The 18,329-nt window shown below is 63.4% G+C and carries 19 protein-coding genes and 1 riboswitch; of the genes, 11 read left to right on the forward strand and 8 right to left on the reverse strand.

Annotated elements, in window-relative coordinates; all coding sequences use genetic code 11:
- Nucleotides 1-60: 60 nt before the first annotated feature.
- From cobS to LHFGNBLO_RS12160, 3 genes are read left to right on the forward strand one after another with little or no spacing between them, the layout of a single operon-like run.
- A complete protein-coding gene (gene cobS / locus LHFGNBLO_RS12150; RefSeq protein WP_258607406.1) occupies nt 61-1,047 on the forward strand; it encodes a cobaltochelatase subunit CobS in 987 nt (328 codons plus the stop codon).
- A 60-nt stretch (nt 1,048-1,107) separates the two neighbouring features.
- Complete coding sequence (gene cobT, locus LHFGNBLO_RS12155) at nt 1,108-3,006, forward strand: cobaltochelatase subunit CobT (RefSeq protein WP_258607417.1); 1,899 nt, start codon at nt 1,108-1,110, stop codon at nt 3,004-3,006.
- Nucleotides 3,003-4,028 carry an esterase-like activity of phytase family protein gene (locus LHFGNBLO_RS12160; RefSeq protein ID WP_258607419.1) on the forward strand — a complete coding sequence of 342 codons (1,026 nt, stop codon included), beginning with the start codon at nt 3,003-3,005 and terminating at the stop codon, nt 4,026-4,028. The genes cobT and LHFGNBLO_RS12160 overlap by 4 nt, the downstream gene beginning before the upstream one ends.
- Before the next feature lie 13 nt (nt 4,029-4,041).
- Here LHFGNBLO_RS12160 and LHFGNBLO_RS12165 read toward each other — a convergent pair whose 3' ends face one another.
- The 3 genes from LHFGNBLO_RS12165 to rpmB form a co-directional block, all read right to left on the reverse strand.
- Entirely contained in the window at nt 4,042-4,716 is a 675-nt protein-coding gene (locus tag LHFGNBLO_RS12165) for a hypothetical protein (protein WP_258607420.1), read from the reverse strand.
- 3 nt (nt 4,717-4,719) lie between these two features.
- Entirely contained in the window at nt 4,720-5,400 is a 681-nt protein-coding gene (locus LHFGNBLO_RS12170; RefSeq protein ID WP_258607428.1) for a queuosine precursor transporter, read from the reverse strand.
- Between the two features lie 88 nt (nt 5,401-5,488).
- Nucleotides 5,489-5,785: a 50S ribosomal protein L28 gene (rpmB, locus tag LHFGNBLO_RS12175; RefSeq protein WP_258607440.1), complete on the reverse strand. Its 297-nt coding sequence runs from the start codon at nt 5,783-5,785 to the stop codon at nt 5,489-5,491.
- A 256-nt stretch (nt 5,786-6,041) separates the two neighbouring features.
- Here rpmB and LHFGNBLO_RS12180 point away from each other — a divergent pair, with 256 nt between their 5' ends.
- The 3 genes from LHFGNBLO_RS12180 (at nt 6,042) to LHFGNBLO_RS12190 (ending at nt 8,492) form a co-directional block, all read left to right on the forward strand.
- The gene (locus tag LHFGNBLO_RS12180) at nt 6,042-6,848 is read left to right on the forward strand and encodes a DUF3108 domain-containing protein (protein ID WP_258607442.1); all 807 of its coding nucleotides are present in this window, start codon (nt 6,042-6,044) and stop codon (nt 6,846-6,848) included.
- An 88-nt stretch (nt 6,849-6,936) separates the two neighbouring features.
- The gene (locus LHFGNBLO_RS12185) at nt 6,937-7,824 is read left to right on the forward strand and encodes a DMT family transporter (RefSeq protein WP_258607449.1); all 888 of its coding nucleotides are present in this window, start codon (nt 6,937-6,939) and stop codon (nt 7,822-7,824) included.
- Nucleotides 7,821-8,492: a lysoplasmalogenase gene (locus LHFGNBLO_RS12190; RefSeq protein WP_258607457.1), complete on the forward strand. Its 672-nt coding sequence runs from the start codon at nt 7,821-7,823 to the stop codon at nt 8,490-8,492. Before LHFGNBLO_RS12185 ends, LHFGNBLO_RS12190 begins: the two co-directional genes overlap by 4 nt.
- Here the strand turns inward: LHFGNBLO_RS12190 and LHFGNBLO_RS12195 are convergent.
- Nucleotides 8,467-8,907, reverse strand: a complete 441-nt coding sequence (locus LHFGNBLO_RS12195) for a cupin domain-containing protein (RefSeq protein WP_258607459.1) — start codon at nt 8,905-8,907, stop codon at nt 8,467-8,469. The two genes, LHFGNBLO_RS12190 and LHFGNBLO_RS12195, sit on opposite strands and share 26 nt — an antisense overlap.
- 60 nt (nt 8,908-8,967) lie before the next feature.
- On the reverse strand, nt 8,968-9,735 hold the full coding sequence (gene gloB, locus LHFGNBLO_RS12200) for a hydroxyacylglutathione hydrolase (RefSeq protein WP_258607466.1): 768 nt from the start codon (nt 9,733-9,735) through the stop codon (nt 8,968-8,970).
- A gap of 104 nt (nt 9,736-9,839) precedes the next feature.
- Between gloB and LHFGNBLO_RS12205 the strand changes: the two genes are divergently transcribed.
- The 3 genes from LHFGNBLO_RS12205 (at nt 9,840) to LHFGNBLO_RS12215 (ending at nt 13,428) form a co-directional block, all read left to right on the forward strand.
- Nucleotides 9,840-10,622, forward strand: a complete 783-nt coding sequence (locus tag LHFGNBLO_RS12205) for a class I SAM-dependent methyltransferase (RefSeq protein ID WP_258609694.1) — start codon at nt 9,840-9,842, stop codon at nt 10,620-10,622.
- 122 nt (nt 10,623-10,744) lie between these two features.
- Entirely contained in the window at nt 10,745-12,565 is a 1,821-nt protein-coding gene (locus tag LHFGNBLO_RS12210) for an ABC transporter ATP-binding protein/permease (protein ID WP_258607468.1), read from the forward strand.
- A 62-nt stretch (nt 12,566-12,627) separates the two neighbouring features.
- Complete coding sequence (locus tag LHFGNBLO_RS12215; protein WP_258607470.1) at nt 12,628-13,428, forward strand: DUF1194 domain-containing protein; 801 nt, start codon at nt 12,628-12,630, stop codon at nt 13,426-13,428.
- Nucleotides 13,429-13,485: 57 nt separating this feature from the next.
- On the opposite strand, the gene LHFGNBLO_RS12220 is transcribed toward LHFGNBLO_RS12215, so the two are convergent.
- Complete coding sequence (locus tag LHFGNBLO_RS12220; protein WP_258607472.1) at nt 13,486-14,421, reverse strand: glycosyltransferase family 2 protein; 936 nt, start codon at nt 14,419-14,421, stop codon at nt 13,486-13,488.
- A gap of 352 nt (nt 14,422-14,773) precedes the next feature.
- Between LHFGNBLO_RS12220 and LHFGNBLO_RS12225 the strand changes: the two genes are divergently transcribed.
- Nucleotides 14,774-15,094 carry a DUF1330 domain-containing protein gene (locus LHFGNBLO_RS12225; RefSeq protein ID WP_258607474.1) on the forward strand — a complete coding sequence of 107 codons (321 nt, stop codon included), beginning with the start codon at nt 14,774-14,776 and terminating at the stop codon, nt 15,092-15,094.
- A gap of 23 nt (nt 15,095-15,117) precedes the next feature.
- Here LHFGNBLO_RS12225 and metW read toward each other — a convergent pair whose 3' ends face one another.
- Both metW and metX read right to left on the reverse strand, forming a co-directional pair.
- A complete protein-coding gene (metW, locus tag LHFGNBLO_RS12230; RefSeq protein WP_258607476.1) occupies nt 15,118-15,732 on the reverse strand; it encodes a methionine biosynthesis protein MetW in 615 nt (204 codons plus the stop codon).
- Complete coding sequence (gene metX / locus LHFGNBLO_RS12235; RefSeq protein WP_258607487.1) at nt 15,729-16,898, reverse strand: homoserine O-acetyltransferase MetX; 1,170 nt, start codon at nt 16,896-16,898, stop codon at nt 15,729-15,731. Before metX ends, metW begins: the two co-directional genes overlap by 4 nt.
- A gap of 88 nt (nt 16,899-16,986) precedes the next feature.
- Nucleotides 16,987-17,064: riboswitch (SAM riboswitch) on the reverse strand.
- A 153-nt stretch (nt 17,065-17,217) separates the two neighbouring features.
- On the opposite strand from metX, the gene hisC reads away from it, so the two are divergent.
- Nucleotides 17,218-18,327, forward strand: coding sequence for a histidinol-phosphate transaminase (hisC, locus tag LHFGNBLO_RS12240; protein ID WP_258607497.1), 1,110 nt, complete (start codon nt 17,218-17,220; stop codon nt 18,325-18,327).
- The last annotated feature ends 2 nt before the right edge of the window (nt 18,328-18,329 follow it).

Below are 18,329 nucleotides of genomic sequence, written 5' to 3' on the forward strand. Positions count from 1 at the left end.
CCCGAACAAAATAGATTGCCGGCGAAATCAGGCGTTTCGCCCGTGGAGACGTTGATAGAGATGAACAAGGTCGATCGCGACATCGCCAACCTGCCCGACACCACGGTGTCGGTGAAGGAGAAATTCGGCTTCGAGTCCAAGATGGTGGTGCCGGCCTATTCGGTGACCAGCGAACATGTGCCCGACATCGATCCGGACTATCTGTTCGACAAGAACACGACGATGGCGATCCTTGCCGGCTTTGCCTATAACCGCCGCGTCATGGTCTCGGGCTATCACGGCACCGGCAAGTCCACCCATATCGAACAGGTCGCCGCCCGTCTCAACTGGCCTTGCGTGCGCGTCAACCTCGACAGCCATGTCAGCCGTATCGACCTCGTCGGCAAGGACGCGATCGTCGTCAAGGACGGGCTGCAGATCACCGAATTCCGCGACGGCATCCTGCCCTGGGCCTACCAGCACAATGTCGCGCTGTGCTTCGACGAGTATGACGCCGGCCGTCCGGACGTGATGTTCGTGATCCAGCGCGTGCTGGAATCATCGGGCCGGCTGACGCTGCTCGACCAGAGCCGGGTCATCCGTCCACACCCGGCCTTCCGGCTGTTTTCGACTGCCAACACAGTCGGCCTGGGCGATACCACCGGGCTCTATCACGGCACCCAGCAGATCAACCAGGCGCAGATGGATCGCTGGTCGATCGTCACGACGCTGAACTATCTGCCGCACGACAATGAAGTCGCGATCGTGCTGGCCAAGGCCAAGCACTATCGCGACGCCAAGGGCAAGGACATCGTCAACAAGATGGTGCGTGTCGCCGACATGACCCGTTCGGCCTTCATCAACGGCGATCTGTCGACCGTCATGAGCCCGCGTACGGTCATCACCTGGGCCGAGAATGCCGAGATATTCGGCAATATCGGCATGGCGTTCCGGCTGACCTTCCTCAACAAATGCGACGAGCTGGAACGCTCGGTGGTTGCCGAGTTCTACCAGCGTGCCTTCGGCGAAGATCTGCCCGAATCGGCCGCAAACGTGGTGCTGGGCTAAGAGCATGGTTTCGGGAAGTCGCATGACTTTCCGGACAAGATCGTGCTCCAGGGATAATTGATGGCGGGTCCGGGCGACAACACGCGCAACAAGTCGAAGACGGGGTCTGAAGCCGACGGCTTCAAGCGCGCCGTCACCGTCTGCATGCGCGCCATCGCCGGCGACAAGGAACTCGAAGTCGGTTTCGCCAAGGACCGGCCGGCGCTGGCCGGCAACCGCGCCCGGCTGCCCGAATTGCCGAAGAAAGCGTCGAAGGCCGACATCGCCATTACCCGCGGCCTCGGCGATTCCATGGCGCTGAAGCGCGCCTGCCACGACGCACGCATCCACACCAAGCTGGCGCCGGAGGGCAAGCTGGCTCGGGCCGTCTATGATGCGGTCGAACAGGCTCGCGTCGAGGCGATCGGTTCCCGCGCCATGCAGGGCGTCGCCGACAATATCGGCTCGATGCTCGAGGACAAATACGCCAGGGCCAACCTCATCGACGTCAAGGACAAGGCCGACGCGCCGATCGAGGAAGCGCTGGCCCTGATGGTGCGCGAAAAGCTGACCGGCCGCGCCGTGCCGAAGAGCGGCGAGCGGCTGGTCGACCTTTGGCGCCCGTGGGTCGAGGAAAAGGCTGCCGCCGATCTCGACGGGTTGTCGGCAAAGCTCGACGACCAGCAGGCTTTCGCGCGTGTCGTGCGCGAGATGCTGGCTTCCATGGAAATGGCCGAGGAACTCGGCGACGACCAGGAGACGGAAGACTCCGAGGACAATGACGACAACCAGCCGCAAGGCGAGGAGCAGAGCGAGGAGGGCGGCGAGGACGATTCCGGCTCCGAGCAGTCGCAATCCGATGATACCGACGCCTCCGCCGATGACGAGCAGTCGGCCGAGACCGAGGCGTCCGACGCCACCGCCGACGATTTGTCGGACGATGACGACGCCGATGCCGAGACCCCCGGCGAGGCGCGCCGCAACGACAATCCCTTCACCAATCTGCCGAAGGAGATCGACTACAAGGTTTTCACGACCGCCTTCGACGAGACGGTGGGCGCCGAGGAACTGTGCGAAGAGGAAGAGCTGGATCGCTTGCGCGCCTTCCTCGACAAGCAGCTTGCCAATCTTTCCGGCGTCGTCGGCCGGCTGGCCAACCGGCTGCAGCGCCGGCTGATGGCGCAGCAGAACCGTTCCTGGGATTTCGATCTCGAAGAGGGCTATCTCGATCCGGCGCGGCTGGTGCGCATTGTCATCGATCCGATGCAGCCGCTGTCCTTCAAGCAGGAACGCGACACGAAATTCCGCGACACGGTGGTGACGCTGGTGCTCGACAATTCGGGCTCGATGCGCGGCCGGCCAATCACGGTGGCCGCCACCTGCGCCGACATCCTGGCGCGCACGCTGGAACGCTGCGGCGTCTCGGTCGAAATCCTCGGCTTCACCACCCGTGCCTGGAAGGGCGGGCAGGCGCGCGAGAAATGGCTGAAGGACGGCAAGCCGCCGAACCCGGGGCGCCTCAACGATCTGCGCCACATCATCTACAAGTCCGCCGACCATCCATGGCGGCGGGCACGCCGCAATCTCGGCCTGATGATGCGCGAAGGCCTGCTCAAGGAAAACATCGACGGCGAGGCGTTGCTGTGGGCGCACAACCGCCTGATCGCCCGGCCGGAGCAACGCAAGATCCTGATGATGATTTCGGACGGTGCGCCGGTCGACGATTCGACGCTGTCGGTCAATCCGGGCAATTATCTCGAACGGCATCTGCGCGCCGTCATCGAGCTGATCGAGACGCGCTCGCCGGTCGAGCTGCTCGCCATCGGCATTGGCCATGACGTCACCCGCTACTACCGTCGTGCCGTCACCATTGTCGATGCCGAGGAACTGGCCGGCGCGATGACCGAGCAGCTGGCCTCGCTGTTCGGCGAGGAAAGCGCACGCGAGACCCGGCGTGGCGGGATGCGGCGCGCCGGATGATCTTTTCGCGCGGCGGTTTTCGGCAAACGCTTTTCGCCGCCACCGCGTTGTTCGGTGTGGCCTGGTGGCCGGCCATCGCTGCCGGGCCGACTTCGGTCGAGCCGATCGAGATTTCCGCCCGGCCGATCAGCGAGTTCCAGATCGGCCGCGCCGAGAAACAATTCGGGCCGCTGGAATTTGTCGGCGGGCTGGAAATGACCTCGTCCTCGCGCGATTTCGGTGCGTTGTCGGCTTTCCGCTTTCTCAAACCCGGCGGTGAATTCATCGGCGTCGCCGACACCGGTTTCTGGTTCTTCGGCACGCTGGTCCACGACGCCGACAAGCGCCCCTCGGGCATCCAGAATTTCCGCATGCAGCAGATGGTCGACAGATCGGGTCAGCCGATCGTCAAGAAATGGGAGGTCGACGCCGAAGGCCTCGCCGTGAAGGACGGCATCGCCACTGTCGGGTTTGAGCGCAACCAGCGCGTCGCCCAGTTCAAGATCGACCCGGACGAGATGAAGGCGCCGTTCAGGCAATTGGATTTTCTGGTTCCGGCCTGGGAGATTCGGCAGAACCGCGGCTTCGAGACCGTCACCCATGCCAATCCCTATGGCCAGCATGAGGGCGGGCTGGTGGTGGTGTCGGAAAAGAGCCTGGACAAGGCCGGCAACATCTATGCAGCAATCATCGAGGGGCCGCACAAGGGTGTCTTCACCGTCAAGCGCAATGGCGAGTTCGACATCACCGATGGTGCCTTCCTGCCGGATGGCGACCTTTTGCTTCTCGAGCGCAGTTTTTCGATGGCCGGCGGCGTGAAGATGCGGCTGCGGCGCATCTATGGCGAAAGCGTCGAGAAGGGCGCCGTCGCCGACGGGCCGGTGCTGATGGAAGCCGACATGGCCTACCAGATCGACAATATGGAAGGCCTCGACGTGTGGGTTCGCGACGACGGCGCGCTGATGGTGTCGTTGGTCTCCGACGACAACCACTCGATCCTGCAACGCAATCTCTATCTGGAATTCATCCTGCACCAGGATTGAGGGCCGGCGAAGCCTATGCCGGGTTGGCCGCGATCCAGATGACGTGGCGCGCCCCACGCTTGCCGTTGGCCCGCACCTTGACCTCCTCGACCGCGAAACCCACCTGCTTGAGCCGCCGCGTGAAGCCTGAGTCAGGGCCTTGCGACCAGACCGCCAGCACGCCGCCGGGCTTGAGTGCGGCGCGTGCGGCGTTCAGGCCGGCCGCGCCATAGAGCGCATCGTTGGCCTTGTGGACAATCCCTTCGGGACCGTTGTCGACGTCGAGCAGGATGGCATCCCAGGCCGACGCATCCGAGCGTATGATCTGCGCGACATCGGTCTCGCGAATGCTGACGCGGGGATCGTCGAGACAGCCGCCGAACACCTCGGCCATCGGGCCGCGCGCCCAGGCAACGACCGCCGGCACCAACTCCGCGACAACAATGCTGGCATCGTCGCGCAGCGCGGCGAGGGCGGCACGCAGCGTAAAACCCATGCCAAGGCCACCGATCAGGATCCTTGGTTGCTGACGATCGCCAATCCTTTTGCAAGACAATCTCGCCAGCGCTTCCTCGGAACCGCTGAGGCGGCTGTTCATCAACTCATTCGAGCCGAGCATGATCGAGAATTCAGTGCCGCGCCGCTTCAGGCGCAATTCCTGTTCGCCATCCGGCGTTTTTGCTGAGTCGAGCTGGACCCAGGGGATCACGACCTATACCGCGACCGCCGGCTGGCTCCAACGAGCGGCAAGCAGCCGATAGGGGATCAGCGCGACAACGGCAATGATCAGCTTGACCGAAAGGTCGCCGAGCGCCCAGGAGATCCAGCGCATGGTTTCGACCGGCAGCACGCCCATCAGCGGCGCGGCTTCGAGCGCAAAGCCGTCGTTCGGGCCGGCGAAGGCGAAGGCCGCAGAAAAGGCGATGGTGAAGAACACGACGGTGTCGAACACCGAGCCGACCAGCGTGCCGAGGATCGGCGCGCGCCACCAGCTCTGCCGGCGCAGCCGGTTGAACACGGTCACGTCGAGCAGTTGCGCGATCAGGAACGCCGCACCGGACGCAGCCGCAATGCGCACCAGGCGGTCGGCGGCGGTCTCGAATTCGATCAGGCCGTGGCGGAACAGGAAGGGCGGGATGAGGATCGAGCAGACCACCGCCGTCATGAAGCCGACAAAGACGATCCTGCGCGCCACGGCGGGGCCGTAGCGGCGGTTGGCAAGGTCGGTGACCAGGAAGGAGAAGGGATAGGTGAAGGCACCCCAGGTCAGGATGTCGGCAAGCGACAGTCCTCCGACCTGGCCCTGCATCGGGAACTGCACGAGGATGTTCGACGCCACCACGACAAGCGCCATGGCGGCCACGAAGGGCAGGTATCGCGAGAAGGAATTCATTTTTTTATCCTGGGTAATGGAACCAGCGAAGCGCTGCCCGACCTGCGGACTACGCTCCTTGGAAGGCGGTTGTCCCCCGCCTGAAAGATTAAGCGGCGGTCTGCTCGGCCAGCTTCTTGGCGATCTGCTTCTTCAGCAGGCGCGCGCGCTGCGACAGTTCCTTGGCGTCGGCTTTGGCCAGGAACGCATCAAGGCCACCGCGATGTTCGACCGAACGCAGCGCGTTGGCCGAAATGCGCAGGCGCACGTTCTGGTTCAGCGCTTCCGAAATCAGCGTCACATTGACGAGATTCGGCAGGAAGCGACGCTTGGTCTTGTTGTTGGCGTGGCTCACATTGTTGCCGGACATAACTGCCTTGGCAGTGAGTTCGCAGGTGCGGGACATGGTTCTAACCTTCAGTTCTCGGTCTGGCCAAACCTTTGTACCCGCGCCGGGTGGCGCGCGGTTTCGGTCAGGCGGCCTTTTGGAAAAGTTGGCGTTCCATAGTTGCATTTCGCCAATGCGTCAAGCTCCGGCTCCCCAGTGGGATAGCGGCGCCTTTCACATAAAGGCCGAAATTCAGCCTATAAGCGATCGCACAGGGACATGCCAGTCTGGAGTTGCCCGCCTCCGACTGAAAAATCGAGGACCGATCCCCGCCATGCTTCGTCCGTCACCTGCTCTTGTTGCCTTGCTTGCCGTTGCCTTGCCCACGGCAACGGCCGCCGCCACGCCAGCGCCTGCCGCCCCACCGCAATCCTTCAAGGGCGAGTATACGGTGTCGATCCTCGGTCTTTCGGTGGCGAGGGCGACATTTTCCAGCCACTACGAAGGCAACACCTATTCGATCGATGGCAGCGTCTCCAGCGCCGGCCTCGCCAAACTGTTCGACGACACGCAGGGCACGATCTCGTCGAAAGGCACCATTTCGGGCAAACAGATGCGGCCGCAGGCCTTCCGCGCCGACTATACGTCGGGCAAGAAGGCTTCGGTGGTCGATATCCGTTTTGCCAATGGCGCTGTTACCGCCACCCAGGTCATCCCGGCGCCGAAGAAGGGCGATCCCAAGAGCTGGGTGCCGTTGGGCAGCAGCGACCTGGCATCGGTGCTCGATCCGATGGCCGCCACGGTCATCCATGCCGACAGCCTCGACAAGGTCTGCGGGCGCACGGTGAAGTTCTACGACGGCGAGATGCGCGCCAATTTGACGCTGACCTATGATTCGAAAGGGTCGATCTCGGTGCCCGGCTACAAGGGCGATACGGTCACCTGCAGGATGGGTTTTCAGCCGGTGGCGGGCTACCGCAAGGGCCGCAAGGCGCTGAATTATCTCAAGAACCGCAGCCGCATGATGGTGACGTTTGCACCGCTCGGCCAAACCGGCGTATATGCGCCGATCCACGCCACGGTCGGCACGCAAATCGGCACCCTGACCGTCAGCGCTGGGCGTTTCGAAGCAATAAACTAGTTTGTTTTTACGCAATTCCGGACGGAAAACCGTCAGACACTTTTCCTGGAATTGCCAGAGGCGCCATCGTGCGCCGCCGGAGACGGGCATGGGGCGCGCAACACTGATCGGCTTTTCGGCGGTGGCCATGTGGGCGCTGCTGGCCCTGTTGACGGATGCGTCCGGCGAGGTGCCGCCGTTCCTGCTTTCGGCCATCACCTTCACCATCGGCACCGGCGTCGGGCTTGTCGCGCGGCTGCTCACGCCGGCCGCCGGCAACAGCCAGAGGGTACCGCCACAAGTCTGGGTGATCGGCATTGCCGGTCTGTTCGGCTACCACTTCTTCTACTTCACCGCGCTGCGCAACGCGCCGGCGGCGGAGGCCAGCCTGATCGCCTATCTGTGGCCACTCCTGATCGTGCTCGGGTCGGCGCTGATGCCGGGCGAAAAGCTGGCCTGGAACCATGTCGTCGGCGCATTGCTTGGCCTCGCTGGCACCGTCCTGATCGTCACCAAGGGCGGCGGACTTGCCTTCGATGCGCGTTATGCCTTCGGCTATGCGATGGCCGCCGTCTGCGCGGTGCTGTGGTCGTCCTATTCGCTGTTGTCGCGTAGGTTCCCCTCGGTGCCGACCAGCATCGTCACCTGGTTCTGCGCGGCGACGGCAGCGCTTTCGTTCGTCTGCCACCTTGTGCTGGAACAGACGGTGCTGCCTGACGGCCTCGGCCAGTGGCTGGCCGTGCTTGGCCTCGGGCTGATGCCAGTGGGCGCGGCCTTCTACGCCTGGGATATCGGCGTCAAGCGCGGCAACATCCAGGTGCTGGGGGCGGCGAGCTATGCCGCACCGCTGCTATCGACCCTGGTGCTGATATCAGCCGGCGTCGCCGAGCCGTCGTTGCGCATTCTTGCTGCTTGCGTGCTCATCACCGGCGGGGCAGCGCTGGCGGCGAAATCGCTGTTCTTGCGCAAACCGGCGGCGAGCGGGGCCAAGGCATGATGCCGTTTCCCGGCGGCATCGACGCCAACGCCAATGCTACGCTGGCGTTTTCGCTGGTCGCGGCGGTGATCTACGCCTTCACCCTGGACATGCGGCCGACACTTGCGCGCTCAGTGGTCAAGACGCTGGCCGTGGCGATGCTCGGCGTGCTGGCGTTGCTGCAGGGCGGCCTATGGCTGCTGGTCGTGGCGCTGGTGCTCAGCGCCATCGGCGACGCCTTCCTGTCGCGCGACGGCGACAAGGCTTTTCTCGGCGGTTTGGCCAGTTTTCTTGCCGCGCATTTTGCCTATGTCGCGCTGTTCCTGCGCTCTCGCGGCGGAGCAGGATTGCTCGGCGCCGAGTCCTGGCGTGGAGCAATTGCCGTGGCGATGGTCGTGTTCGGGCTCGTCATGCTTTTCGCACTTTGGCGTCGCGTCGGTCCGGGCCTGCGTGTTCCGGTCAGCGTCTATGTCGCGGCAATCCTTGCAATGGGCATTTCAGCACTGACCACGAGCAATCTCTGGGTCATCGGCGGCGCCGTGCTGTTCATGGCGTCCGACGGGTTGCTTGCCACGGAGAAGTTCCTGATGCCCGCCATCTCGCCGCACCGCGCCTGGGTGCGCCACGCGGTCTGGACGCTTTACTACGCCGCCCAGTTGGGGATCACCCTGGGCTTCCTGCTGGCATAGGACTCCAGCCCGGCTCGGCCATCTCGAAGGCCGCGAAATCGAAGCCCGGCGCTACGGTGCAGCCGACCAGCGTCCATTCGCCGAGGCTGCGCGCCGACTGCCACCAGCCCGCCGGCACGACGATCTGCGGCCGCTCGCCAGCGGCCAATGCCGTGCCGAGCACCTGCTCGATGACGGAACTGTCTTCCTGGTGCATCGACAGCGCCAGCGGGGCGCCGGCATAGAAGTGCCAGACCTCGGCCGCGTCCTTGACCCGGTGCCACGCCGACAACTGGTCCTGCTCCAGTAGGAAATAGATCGCGGTCGAATGACCACGCCCCCCTTCCGCACCGTCGCGAAAGGTCTCGGCATACCAGCCGCCTTCCGGATGCGGTCTAAGGCCGAGGATGGCGATGATTTCAGCGGAACTCGTCATTGCTTTCAAAACAAGATGGGGGGGTCCAAAACAAGATGGCGTTCGAAAATACCATCGCGCTCAGAAATTGTCCTTGCGCTTGCGGATTTCGGCGAACACGTCGGCGTCGGAGGCCGTCTCCATGCCGAGATGCTTGCGGATTGCCGGGTCGTGCCAGCGCAGGAACGGATTGGTCGACAGCTCCTCGTCGATCGTGGTCGGCAGCGTCTGCTTGCCGTCGGCACGCAGCGCCTCGATCCTGGCTGCACGTTCCTTCAGCGCCGAATTGGTCGGGTCGACGGTCAGCGCGAAGCGGGCATTGGCGAGCGTGTATTCATGGCCGCAATAGACGACCGTCTCAGCCGGAAGGGCTGCGAGCTTCTTCAGCGAATCGTACATCACCGGCGGCTTGCATTCGAACAGCCGTCCACAACCGAGCGCGAACAGCGTATCGGCGGTGAAGGCCACTTTCGACGCCGGCAGATGATAGGAGACATGCCCTGCCGTGTGGCCGGGCGTGGCGATGACATCGATCTTCTCCTCGCCGAGATAGACGATCGAACCGTGCTCGACGGTCTCGTCGATGCCGGGGATCTTTGCCTGTTCCGCCTCCGGCCCGACGATGCGCAGCTTGAACCGCTCCTTCAGCGCCAGGTTGGCCTCGACATGGTCGACATGGTGGTGGGTGGTCAGGATCATCGTCGGCGTCCAGCCGGTGCGCTTGATCGCGGCCAGGATCGGCGCTTCCTCGGGCGCATCGATGATCGCGGTCTGGCCGCTTTTGGGGTCACGCACCAGCACGCCGAAATTGTCGCTGCGGCACATGAACTGTTCGATTTCGACCGGCATCTCATCTCTCCCTTGTCGCCGCAGACATAGGGCGCTTGCCCGCCAATGTCATCCAGAATTCAGGTTTGTTGAACTCGATGAGCATCGCGGCTACCGTCCCGCCCATGCATTCCGATATCGTTGATCTCCGCTCCTTCTATTCAACAACGCTCGGGCGCCTGGCCGAACGCTCGATCACCATGGCGCTGTCCTCGATATGGGCTGTTGTGCCCAATGAGCGGCTGGTCGGCCTCGGCTACACCTTGCCGTGGCTGGAACGGTTCGGCGCCGATGCGGAGCGCGTCTTCGCCTTCATGCCGGCGACGCAAGGCGCGGTGGTCTGGCCGGCGACCGGTCCGACCGCGACGGCACTCGTCTTCGACGAGGAACTGCCGTTGGTCGATTCCTGCATCGACCGCATGCTGCTTGTCCATTCGCTCGAACATGTCGAGAATCCGCGCGAGACGCTGAACGAGATCTGGCGGGTTCTGTCGCCCGCCGGCCGTGTCGTCATCGTCGTGCCCAACCGCCGCGGTGTCTGGGCCCGGTTCGAACATACGCCATTCGGCAATGGCCGGCCCTTCTCGCGCGGCCAGCTCACCGAATTGCTGCGCGAAACGAATTTCACGCCGGCGGCATGGTCCGATGCCCTGTTCTTCCCGCCGTCCCGGCGGCGCTTCCTGATGCAGTTCCACAATGTGCTGGAACGCGTCGGCCGGCGGTTCTGGCCAATCTTTTCCGGTGTCATCGTGGTCGAGGCGCAGAAGCGGCTCTATCAAGGCGTGCCGGTCGCCCAGCGTGCCTCCCGCCGCGTCTTCGTGCCGGTTCTCTCGCCGCAAGGCGCCACCAGGCTCGGCCGGCTGGCCGAAGACGCAACGCCGTCGACCCCGCGGTTGACACGTTCGTGATCGTGGTTGTGCTTGTTCCGACCCTATCTGTCGGGAACGGGTTCGTGGCCCGGTTGAAGGGCATGCGCCGTCAAAGCCTGTGACCGGTTTCAGCACTGCTCCCGAATGCAAGGATCTCACTCATGGCTGATCATCGCGACGACAAGGCCAGCACCGTGCCTGTTGCCGCGCCGATCGACACCAGTCTCCGCGAACAGCTGGGGACAATCAGGCTGGCGCTGAAGACATCGCCGGTACGCAAACAGCTGCTTTGGGTCTGCATCGGTATCGTCGCCGTCATTGTCGCAACGTCGATCGGGCAGGTTCTGCTCAATCGCTGGAACCAGCCTTTCTACGACGCGCTGGCACGGCGCGACATGCAGGGTTTCCTGCATCAGCTTCTCGTCTTTGCAGGCATCGCCGGCGGTCTCTTGGTGCTCAATGTCGGTCAGACCTGGCTCAACCAGATGATCCGGCTGAAGCTGCGCGAGGGGCTGACGCTCGACCTGATCGACGAATGGATGCGGCCGACGCGCGCTTTCCGGCTCGCGAATGCCGGCGCCATCGGCGTCAATCCCGATCAGCGCATGCAGCAGGACGCCGGCCACCTTTCCGACCTTTCGACCGATCTCGGCGTTGGTCTGCTGCAGTCGCTCATCCTGCTTGCCTCCTTCGTCGGCGTCTTGTGGACGCTGTCTTCCGGCTTCGTCTTTCATATCGGCGGCCATTCGCTGGCGATACCGGGCTACATGGTGTGGGCCGCGATCCTTTATGCCGGCATAGCCTCCTGGCTGAGCTGGCTGGTCGGACGGCCGCTCATTCGCCTGAACAGCGATCGCTACGCGCGCGAGGCGGAGCTGCGCTCCTCGATGGTCCGCGTCAACGAGAATGTCGACGCCATCGCGCTTGCCCATGGCGAGGCCGACGCGAAACGGCGGCTTGAACTCGATCTCGGCACGGTGCTCGGCGCCATGCGGCGCATCTACAGCGCCCAGATCAATCTGTCCTGGGTAACCGATACCTATGGCTGGATCACCGTCGTCGCACCGATCCTCGTCGCATCGCCGGTCTATTTCGCCGGCGATATCAGCTTCGGCGGGCTGATGATGGCGGTCGGCGCCTTCAACCAGGTTCATTCATCCCTGCGTTGGTTCATCAACAACATCGGTGGCATCGCCGATTGGCGCGCCACGCTGATGCGCGTCGCCGACTTCCGCATCGCGCTTGCTGAAACCGATGTGCTCCATCGCGCTGAAAGCCGCATCGCGTTCGGCGAAAACCCGGACGGCAGCCTGACATTCGAGAAGCTTGAGGTTGCCTCGGCGGACGGATGCGCGAAGCTCGCGGAGCCGCATGTCGAAATCCGCGTCGGCGAGCGCGTCATGATCACCGGAGAGCCGGGCGCCGGCAAGACGCTGTTCTTTCGCGCGCTTGCCGGTCTGTGGCCGTGGGGAAGCGGGCGTATCGGCATGCCGGCCGCAGAGGCGCCGGCTTTCGTGCCGCGCACCCCCTATTTCCCGCTCGGCACCCTTCGCGAGGTGCTCAACCACGCCGATGGCGCGGTCACGACGGATGCCGACATCTCGGCGGTGCTTGCCGAGGTCGGTCTTGAGCGTCTGTCGTCCTCGCTCGACCGTTCGGCGCGATGGGAGCGTGAGTTGGGCGATGACGAGCAGCGCCTGCTTGCCTTTGCCAGGCTCGCTCTGCTGCGGCCCAAATGGGTGATCATCGACGAGGCGCTGGATACGTTCGACGGGGCGACGCTGCGGCGGGTACTGGCGATGCTGGAGACGCGCCTCGCCGGTGCCGCAATCCTCAACATCGGGCGCGGCCAGCATAACAGGCATTTCTTTCCACGCTCCTTGACGATCGTGAGGGATACCGGCGGTTCAACGCTTAAACCTGTCCGTGTCAGGGCCGGTGCGATCGAGCCACCGCCGGCCGTCACCCAGCGAAAGAAATAGAAGCGGCTTTATTTCGCCGCGATCACGGCCAAGATTCCGGATGGAAACATCCTGGTGCGGCGATGCTTGAGACCCTCAGCCTGCTTGCCTGCCTTGCCTGCCCTCCGGCAACGCCTGTGGCTGCCCCGGCCGACGCCATTGCCGTCGATGTCGAACTGGTGCTGGCGGTAGACATCTCGCAGTCGATGGATGAAAATGAGTTCGCCTTGCAGCGCGCCGGCTATGTCGCAGCGTTGCGCCATCCCGACTTCATCAAGGCCGTGCGCTCCGGGTCCACCGGCCGCATCGCGCTCACCTACTTCGAATGGGCGGGCACCATCCGCGACGATGCGGTCATTGCCTGGCAGGTCATCGACAGCAGTGAGAGCGCCAACGCTTTCGCCGACAAGGTCGAAGCCCGCCCGTTCCGGAGCTTTCGCGGCACCTCGATTTCCGGCGCGCTCGCCTTCGGCGCCATGCTGTTCGAGGCAACCGCCTTCGAGGGAGAGCGCAGCGTCATCGACATTTCAGGCGACGGCCCCAACAATATCGGGCTGCCCGTAGCAGCGACCCGCGATGCGGCGCTGGCGAAGGGAATCGTCATCAACGGCTTGCCGATCCTGATCAGCCCGTCGCCGACCTTCAGCCATCTCGACCGGTACTATGCCGACTGCGTCATCGGCGGGCCGGGTTCCTTCGTGCTGCCGATCTATGCGGCTTCCGAATTCACGACCGCCATACGCCGCAAGCTGATTCTCGAGGTGAGCGGCATTGCCGATCCCACAATGGTCCGGATCGATGCAACGGCGCCCATCGACTGTCTGCAGGGCGAACGCGACCGCCGGTTTTTTTCAGATCCGTATTTTCCCGAGCTCGATCGATAAGGTCTATGTTCTTGTTGAACCAGATCTTTTCCGAACCTTCGGTTCGGGATCCTTGGTCTAGGCGGGCCGGGCACCGTATTTGTCGCGAAACTCAACGTAGAGATCGCGGCGCCAGCGCCGGCCACCGACGTATCCGCGCAGCAGTTGCGGCAGCGAGTAGCCAAGCGCCTTCGACGAGCGATTGGCCAGATAACCGGCGAATGCCTGCGAAACCCTGCCTTTCATCGCGTCTGCGATGATCTGGCGCGCGATCATGTAAGGCGGAATGTCGGGATAGCGGTCGACGATATAGGGGTGTTTGCAGATCAGGTTTGCATAGGCTTCGACATAGCCGTCGCGCTGGCCGGAAATGGAATTCTCCGAATTGTATTTTTTCCAGTCGATGTCCTCGGACAGCTGCGCCCCACTGCGCCGGGCAAAGCGCAGCAGCAATTCGCGATCCTGCATGCGCGCGATGTCGCTGTCGTAGCCGCCAATCGCCAGCAGGGACTCGCGCCGCGCGGTAATCGCGGAGCCGGCGATGAAGATGGCCTGTGCGACCAAAGCTCTTTCCAGCGAGTTTCCGGTCAGGAAGGCCTCGCGGTTGACGCATTTGGTGCTGCGACCACCCTTAACGGACACGAACGAACTGATCAGGACTTCGAGCGACGGATTTTCGTCGAAGCGCGCTAGCGTTCGCTGCAGCCGGTCTGGCAAGTAGACGTCGTCGGAATCGAGGAAGGTCACGATGGGAGCCCGGGCTCGCTCGATGCCGGCATTGCGGGCCGCATTGGCACCCCGCCATTTCGCGCCGACATAGATGAGGCGCGGATCGTGAATGCGGGCCAGCGCCGCCGCCGTCGCATCGGTCGAGCCGTCATCGACGACGATATGCTCGAAGCGGGTGAGGTTCTGCGCCAGCACGCTCTCCACGGCGCGCACGACCTGATCACGTCGATTGTGGGTCGGCGTGATCACCGTGATGAGAGGAGCTTGGTCCGTCTTTCGGGGCATATGGCTTTCGCTATGCCCCGGATTCTGCAGGGATCGGATAGATTTGATGCTCGCCTTCCATGGCCCGCCCCGGAATTGCGTTCGAATCGACGCTACAAAAAAGCAGCCGTCGTGTCATCACAAAGTGTTGAGCGGAACCTGTCCGGCCCGGCGAATTCCATAACCAGCGCCTCAATTGCCACACCGCCTACCGGCTGGGAATCCCCAAACGGTTTGCGGAAGATATCTTCATCGCCGGCAAAAATGTAAACATACCTATTACTCCCGACGTAATCGACCGGCGTTCAAGGTCCAGGCAGATTGCCCTCATGAAGCCGGTTGTTTCGGCTTCGATCCAACAGGGAGTTCAGCCATGACCGCATACGCCGTTGCCCATATGCGCCAAGCCACAATGGGTCCGCAGATCGTCGAATATCTGCAGAAGATCGATGCCACGCTCGAACCTTTCGGCGGCCGGTTTCTGGTCCATGGCGGCGATGTGGAGGTGATCGAAAACGACTGGCCAGGGCATCTGATTGTCATCGAGTTTCCCGACAGGGAGCATGCACGCGGATGGTATCATTCGCGGGCCTATCAGGAGATCCTGGCGTTGCGCACCGACAACTCGCGCTCCGATGTGGTTTTCGCTGATGGCGTCCGGCATCCGCACAAAGCCACGGATGTTCTGGAATAGGCACGTGGGCCGGCAGGCTTCCGCTATCGCTTCAGCAGAAACACCGCTTGCTGGCCGAAGAAATTCCAGAACCACCACGGCATCGACAGGCCGATCTTCTGGCCGTTGCCGTCGAGCGCGGTTGCCCTCTCGACCGTCGCGCCGAGCTCGTCGCACAGATTGACGAAGTCGCGGATGGTGCAGAAATGGATGTTGGGCGTGTCGTACCAGGAGTAGGGCAGGTCCTTGGTCACCGGCATCCGCCCGTTGAGGAACAGCGACAGGCGCACCCGCCAGTGGCCGAAATTGGGGAAGGAGACGATGGCGCGGTTGCCGATCCTGAGCAGTTCGTCGAGCACCAGCTTCGGGTTGCGGGTCGCCTGCAAGGTCTGCGACAGGACGACGAAATCAAAGCCCTTGTCGGGATAGAATTCGAGGTCCTTGTCGGCGTCGCCCTGGATGACGCTGAGGCCGCGCGCCACGCATTCGTTGACGCCGCGCTGCGACAGCTCCAGCCCGCGGCCGTCGACCTGCTTGGTGTCCTGCAGCAATTCAAGCAGCAAGCCGTCGCCGGAGCCGACGTCCAGCACTCGCGATTGCGGCGGGATGAGATCGGCGACGACTTCGAGGTCGACGCGCTGGGCGCGGTTCACGCTCATAAGGCGAGCCCTCTCGCCCGCGCGGCTGAGCCGATGAAGCCGTTGATGGCGGCGAACAGTTCCGGCTCGTCGAGCAGGAAGGCGTCATGGCCGCGGTCGGTGTCGATCTCGACGAAGGATACGGATGCGCCGGCGGCGTTCAGCGCATGGACGATCGAACGGCTCTCCTCGGTCGGGAACAGCCAATCGCTGGTGAAGGAGACCAGGCAGAAGCGGGTTCTGGTGCCGGCGAAGGCGTCGGCCAGCCGCCCACCGTGGTCGGCGGCGAGGTCGAAATAGTCCATGGAACGGGTCATGTAGAGATAGGAGTTGGCGTCGAAGCGATCGACGAAGGTCATGCCCTGATGACGCAGATAGCTTTCGATCTGGAAGTCGGCGTCGAAACCGAAGGTGAGCGCTTCGCGGTCCTGCAGGTTGCGGCCGAACTTCCGGTGCAGGGCGGCTTCCGACAGATAGGTGATGTGGGCGGCCATGCGCGCCACCGCCAGCCCCTTTTCCGGGCGCTTGCCATGCTCGAAATATTTGCCGCCATGCCAGTCCGGATCGGCCATGACAGCTTGCCGGCCGACCTCGTGGAAGGCGATGTTCTGCGAGGAATGACGCGCGCCGGTGGCGATCGGCAGCGCCGAGAAGACGCGCTCCGGATAGCTCGACGCCCATTCCAGCACCTGCATGCCGCCCATCGAGCCGCCAAGCACCGAGAACAGCTTCTCAATGCCGAAATGGTCGACCAGCATCAATTGCGCCCGGACCATGTCGCGGATGGTGATGATCGGCAGGTCGAGCCCATAGGGCTTGCCGGTGGCGGGATTGGTCGAAGCCGGGCCGGTGGAGCCAAGGCAGCCGCCGATGACGTTGGAGCAGATGACGAAGAAGCGGTTGGTGTCGATGATCTTGCCGGGGCCGATCAGCACTTCCCACCAGCCCGGCTTGCCGGTCACCGGATTGGTGCTGGCGACGTGCTGGTCGCCGGTTAGCGCATGGCAGACGAGGATGGCGTTGGAGCGGGCGTCGTTGAGCGTGCCGTAGGTTTGGTAGGCGATCTGGAACGGCGACAGCAGTGTGCCCGCGTCGAGCTTGAGCGGCTTGTCGGCGCCGAAACGCAACACTGGGCTCGACGGTGCGTCGGCCTCGTTGTTGGTCTTTCCAGCGCGCAGAGCGGCCATTACGTCTCTCTTACATTCCGCATCGATGCGGTCGTCGTCCGGCCGGTCGCGGACAACAAAAAACCGGCAGTGCCTTCGCAAAGCCGGTTACAGGATGCAAACGGCCCTTTAGCAAGTTGTTTAACGTGGCTGCAAGCCGACCGGCCAAATCACCACGGAAGTTGGTATCTCTTCTAGGGCGGACGCGTGCGGGCGTCAACGGTCAGCCGCCCGCACCACTGCCACCTCTCGACATTCCGGGCCACGGCTTGTATTTCCGCAGCGGCTTCTCGGCGGAAGCATTCTCGCCAGCGGAAGCATTCTCGACGGATTTTGCGACATGAACCAGAGACCGGATCAGGCACGGCCAACGCCCCGCGCGGGCATCATGGACATCGAAGCCTATGTGCCGGGCAAGAGCGCCGCACCCGCCGGTGTCGCCAAGGTCTACAAGCTGTCGTCGAACGAGAACCCGCTCGGTCCCTCGCCGAAGGCGATAGAGGCGGCGCGGGAGATTGCTGGAAAGCTCGACATCTATCCCGACGGCACCGCCAGGCGGCTGCGCGAGGCGATCGCCGAGGTGCACGGCCTCAACCCGGCGAACATCATCTGTTCCAACGGTTCGGACGAGATTCTCGGCCTGCTGGCGCAGACCTATCTCGCGCCCGGCGATGAAGCAATTTTCACCGAACACGCCTTCATGGTCTACAAGATCTACATCCAGTCGGCTGGTGCCGTCCCGGTATCGGTCAAGGAGACCGACGAGCGCGCCGACATCGATGCGATCCTTGCCGCGGTGACGCCGCGCACCAAGATTGTTTTCCTCGCCAACCCCAACAACCCGACCGGCACCTATGTGCCGTTCCAGGAGGTGCGCCGCCTGCATGCCGGCCTGCCCCGGAACGTGCTTCTGGTGCTGGATGCCGCCTATGCCGAATATGTCCGCCGCAACGACTATGAAGCCGGCATCGAACTGGTGGGCGGCGCCGAGAATGCGGTCATGACTCGCACCTTCTCCAAGATCGGTCTTGGCGGCGCGCGGATCGGCTGGATGTATGCGCCGACGCATATCGTCGACGCGATCAACCGCGTGCGCGGTCCCTTCAACGTCAACGCGACGGCGATCGAGGCCGGCATAGCCGCGATCCGCGACCGCGCCCATGTCGAGCGCAGCGTCGCCCATAACGAGACCTGGTTGGCCTGGCTGAGCGAGGAATTGACCAGGCTTGGACTGCGGGTGACGCCGAGCGTCGGCAATTTCATCCTCATCCACTTCGCCGACGACCAGAAGCATTCGGCGGCTGCGGCAGACGAATATCTGAGCCAGCGCGGTTATATTTTGCGGCGCGTTTCCGGCTACGGTTTTCCGAATGCGCTGCGCATGAGCATCGGCACCGAAGAGGCCAATCGCGGCGTTGTCGCCGCTCTCACGACATTTCTGAAAAGCTGAAG

It is taken from the genome of Mesorhizobium sp. AR10 (genome assembly GCF_024746795.1).
Classification (GTDB): Bacteria; Pseudomonadota; Alphaproteobacteria; order Rhizobiales; family Rhizobiaceae; genus Mesorhizobium.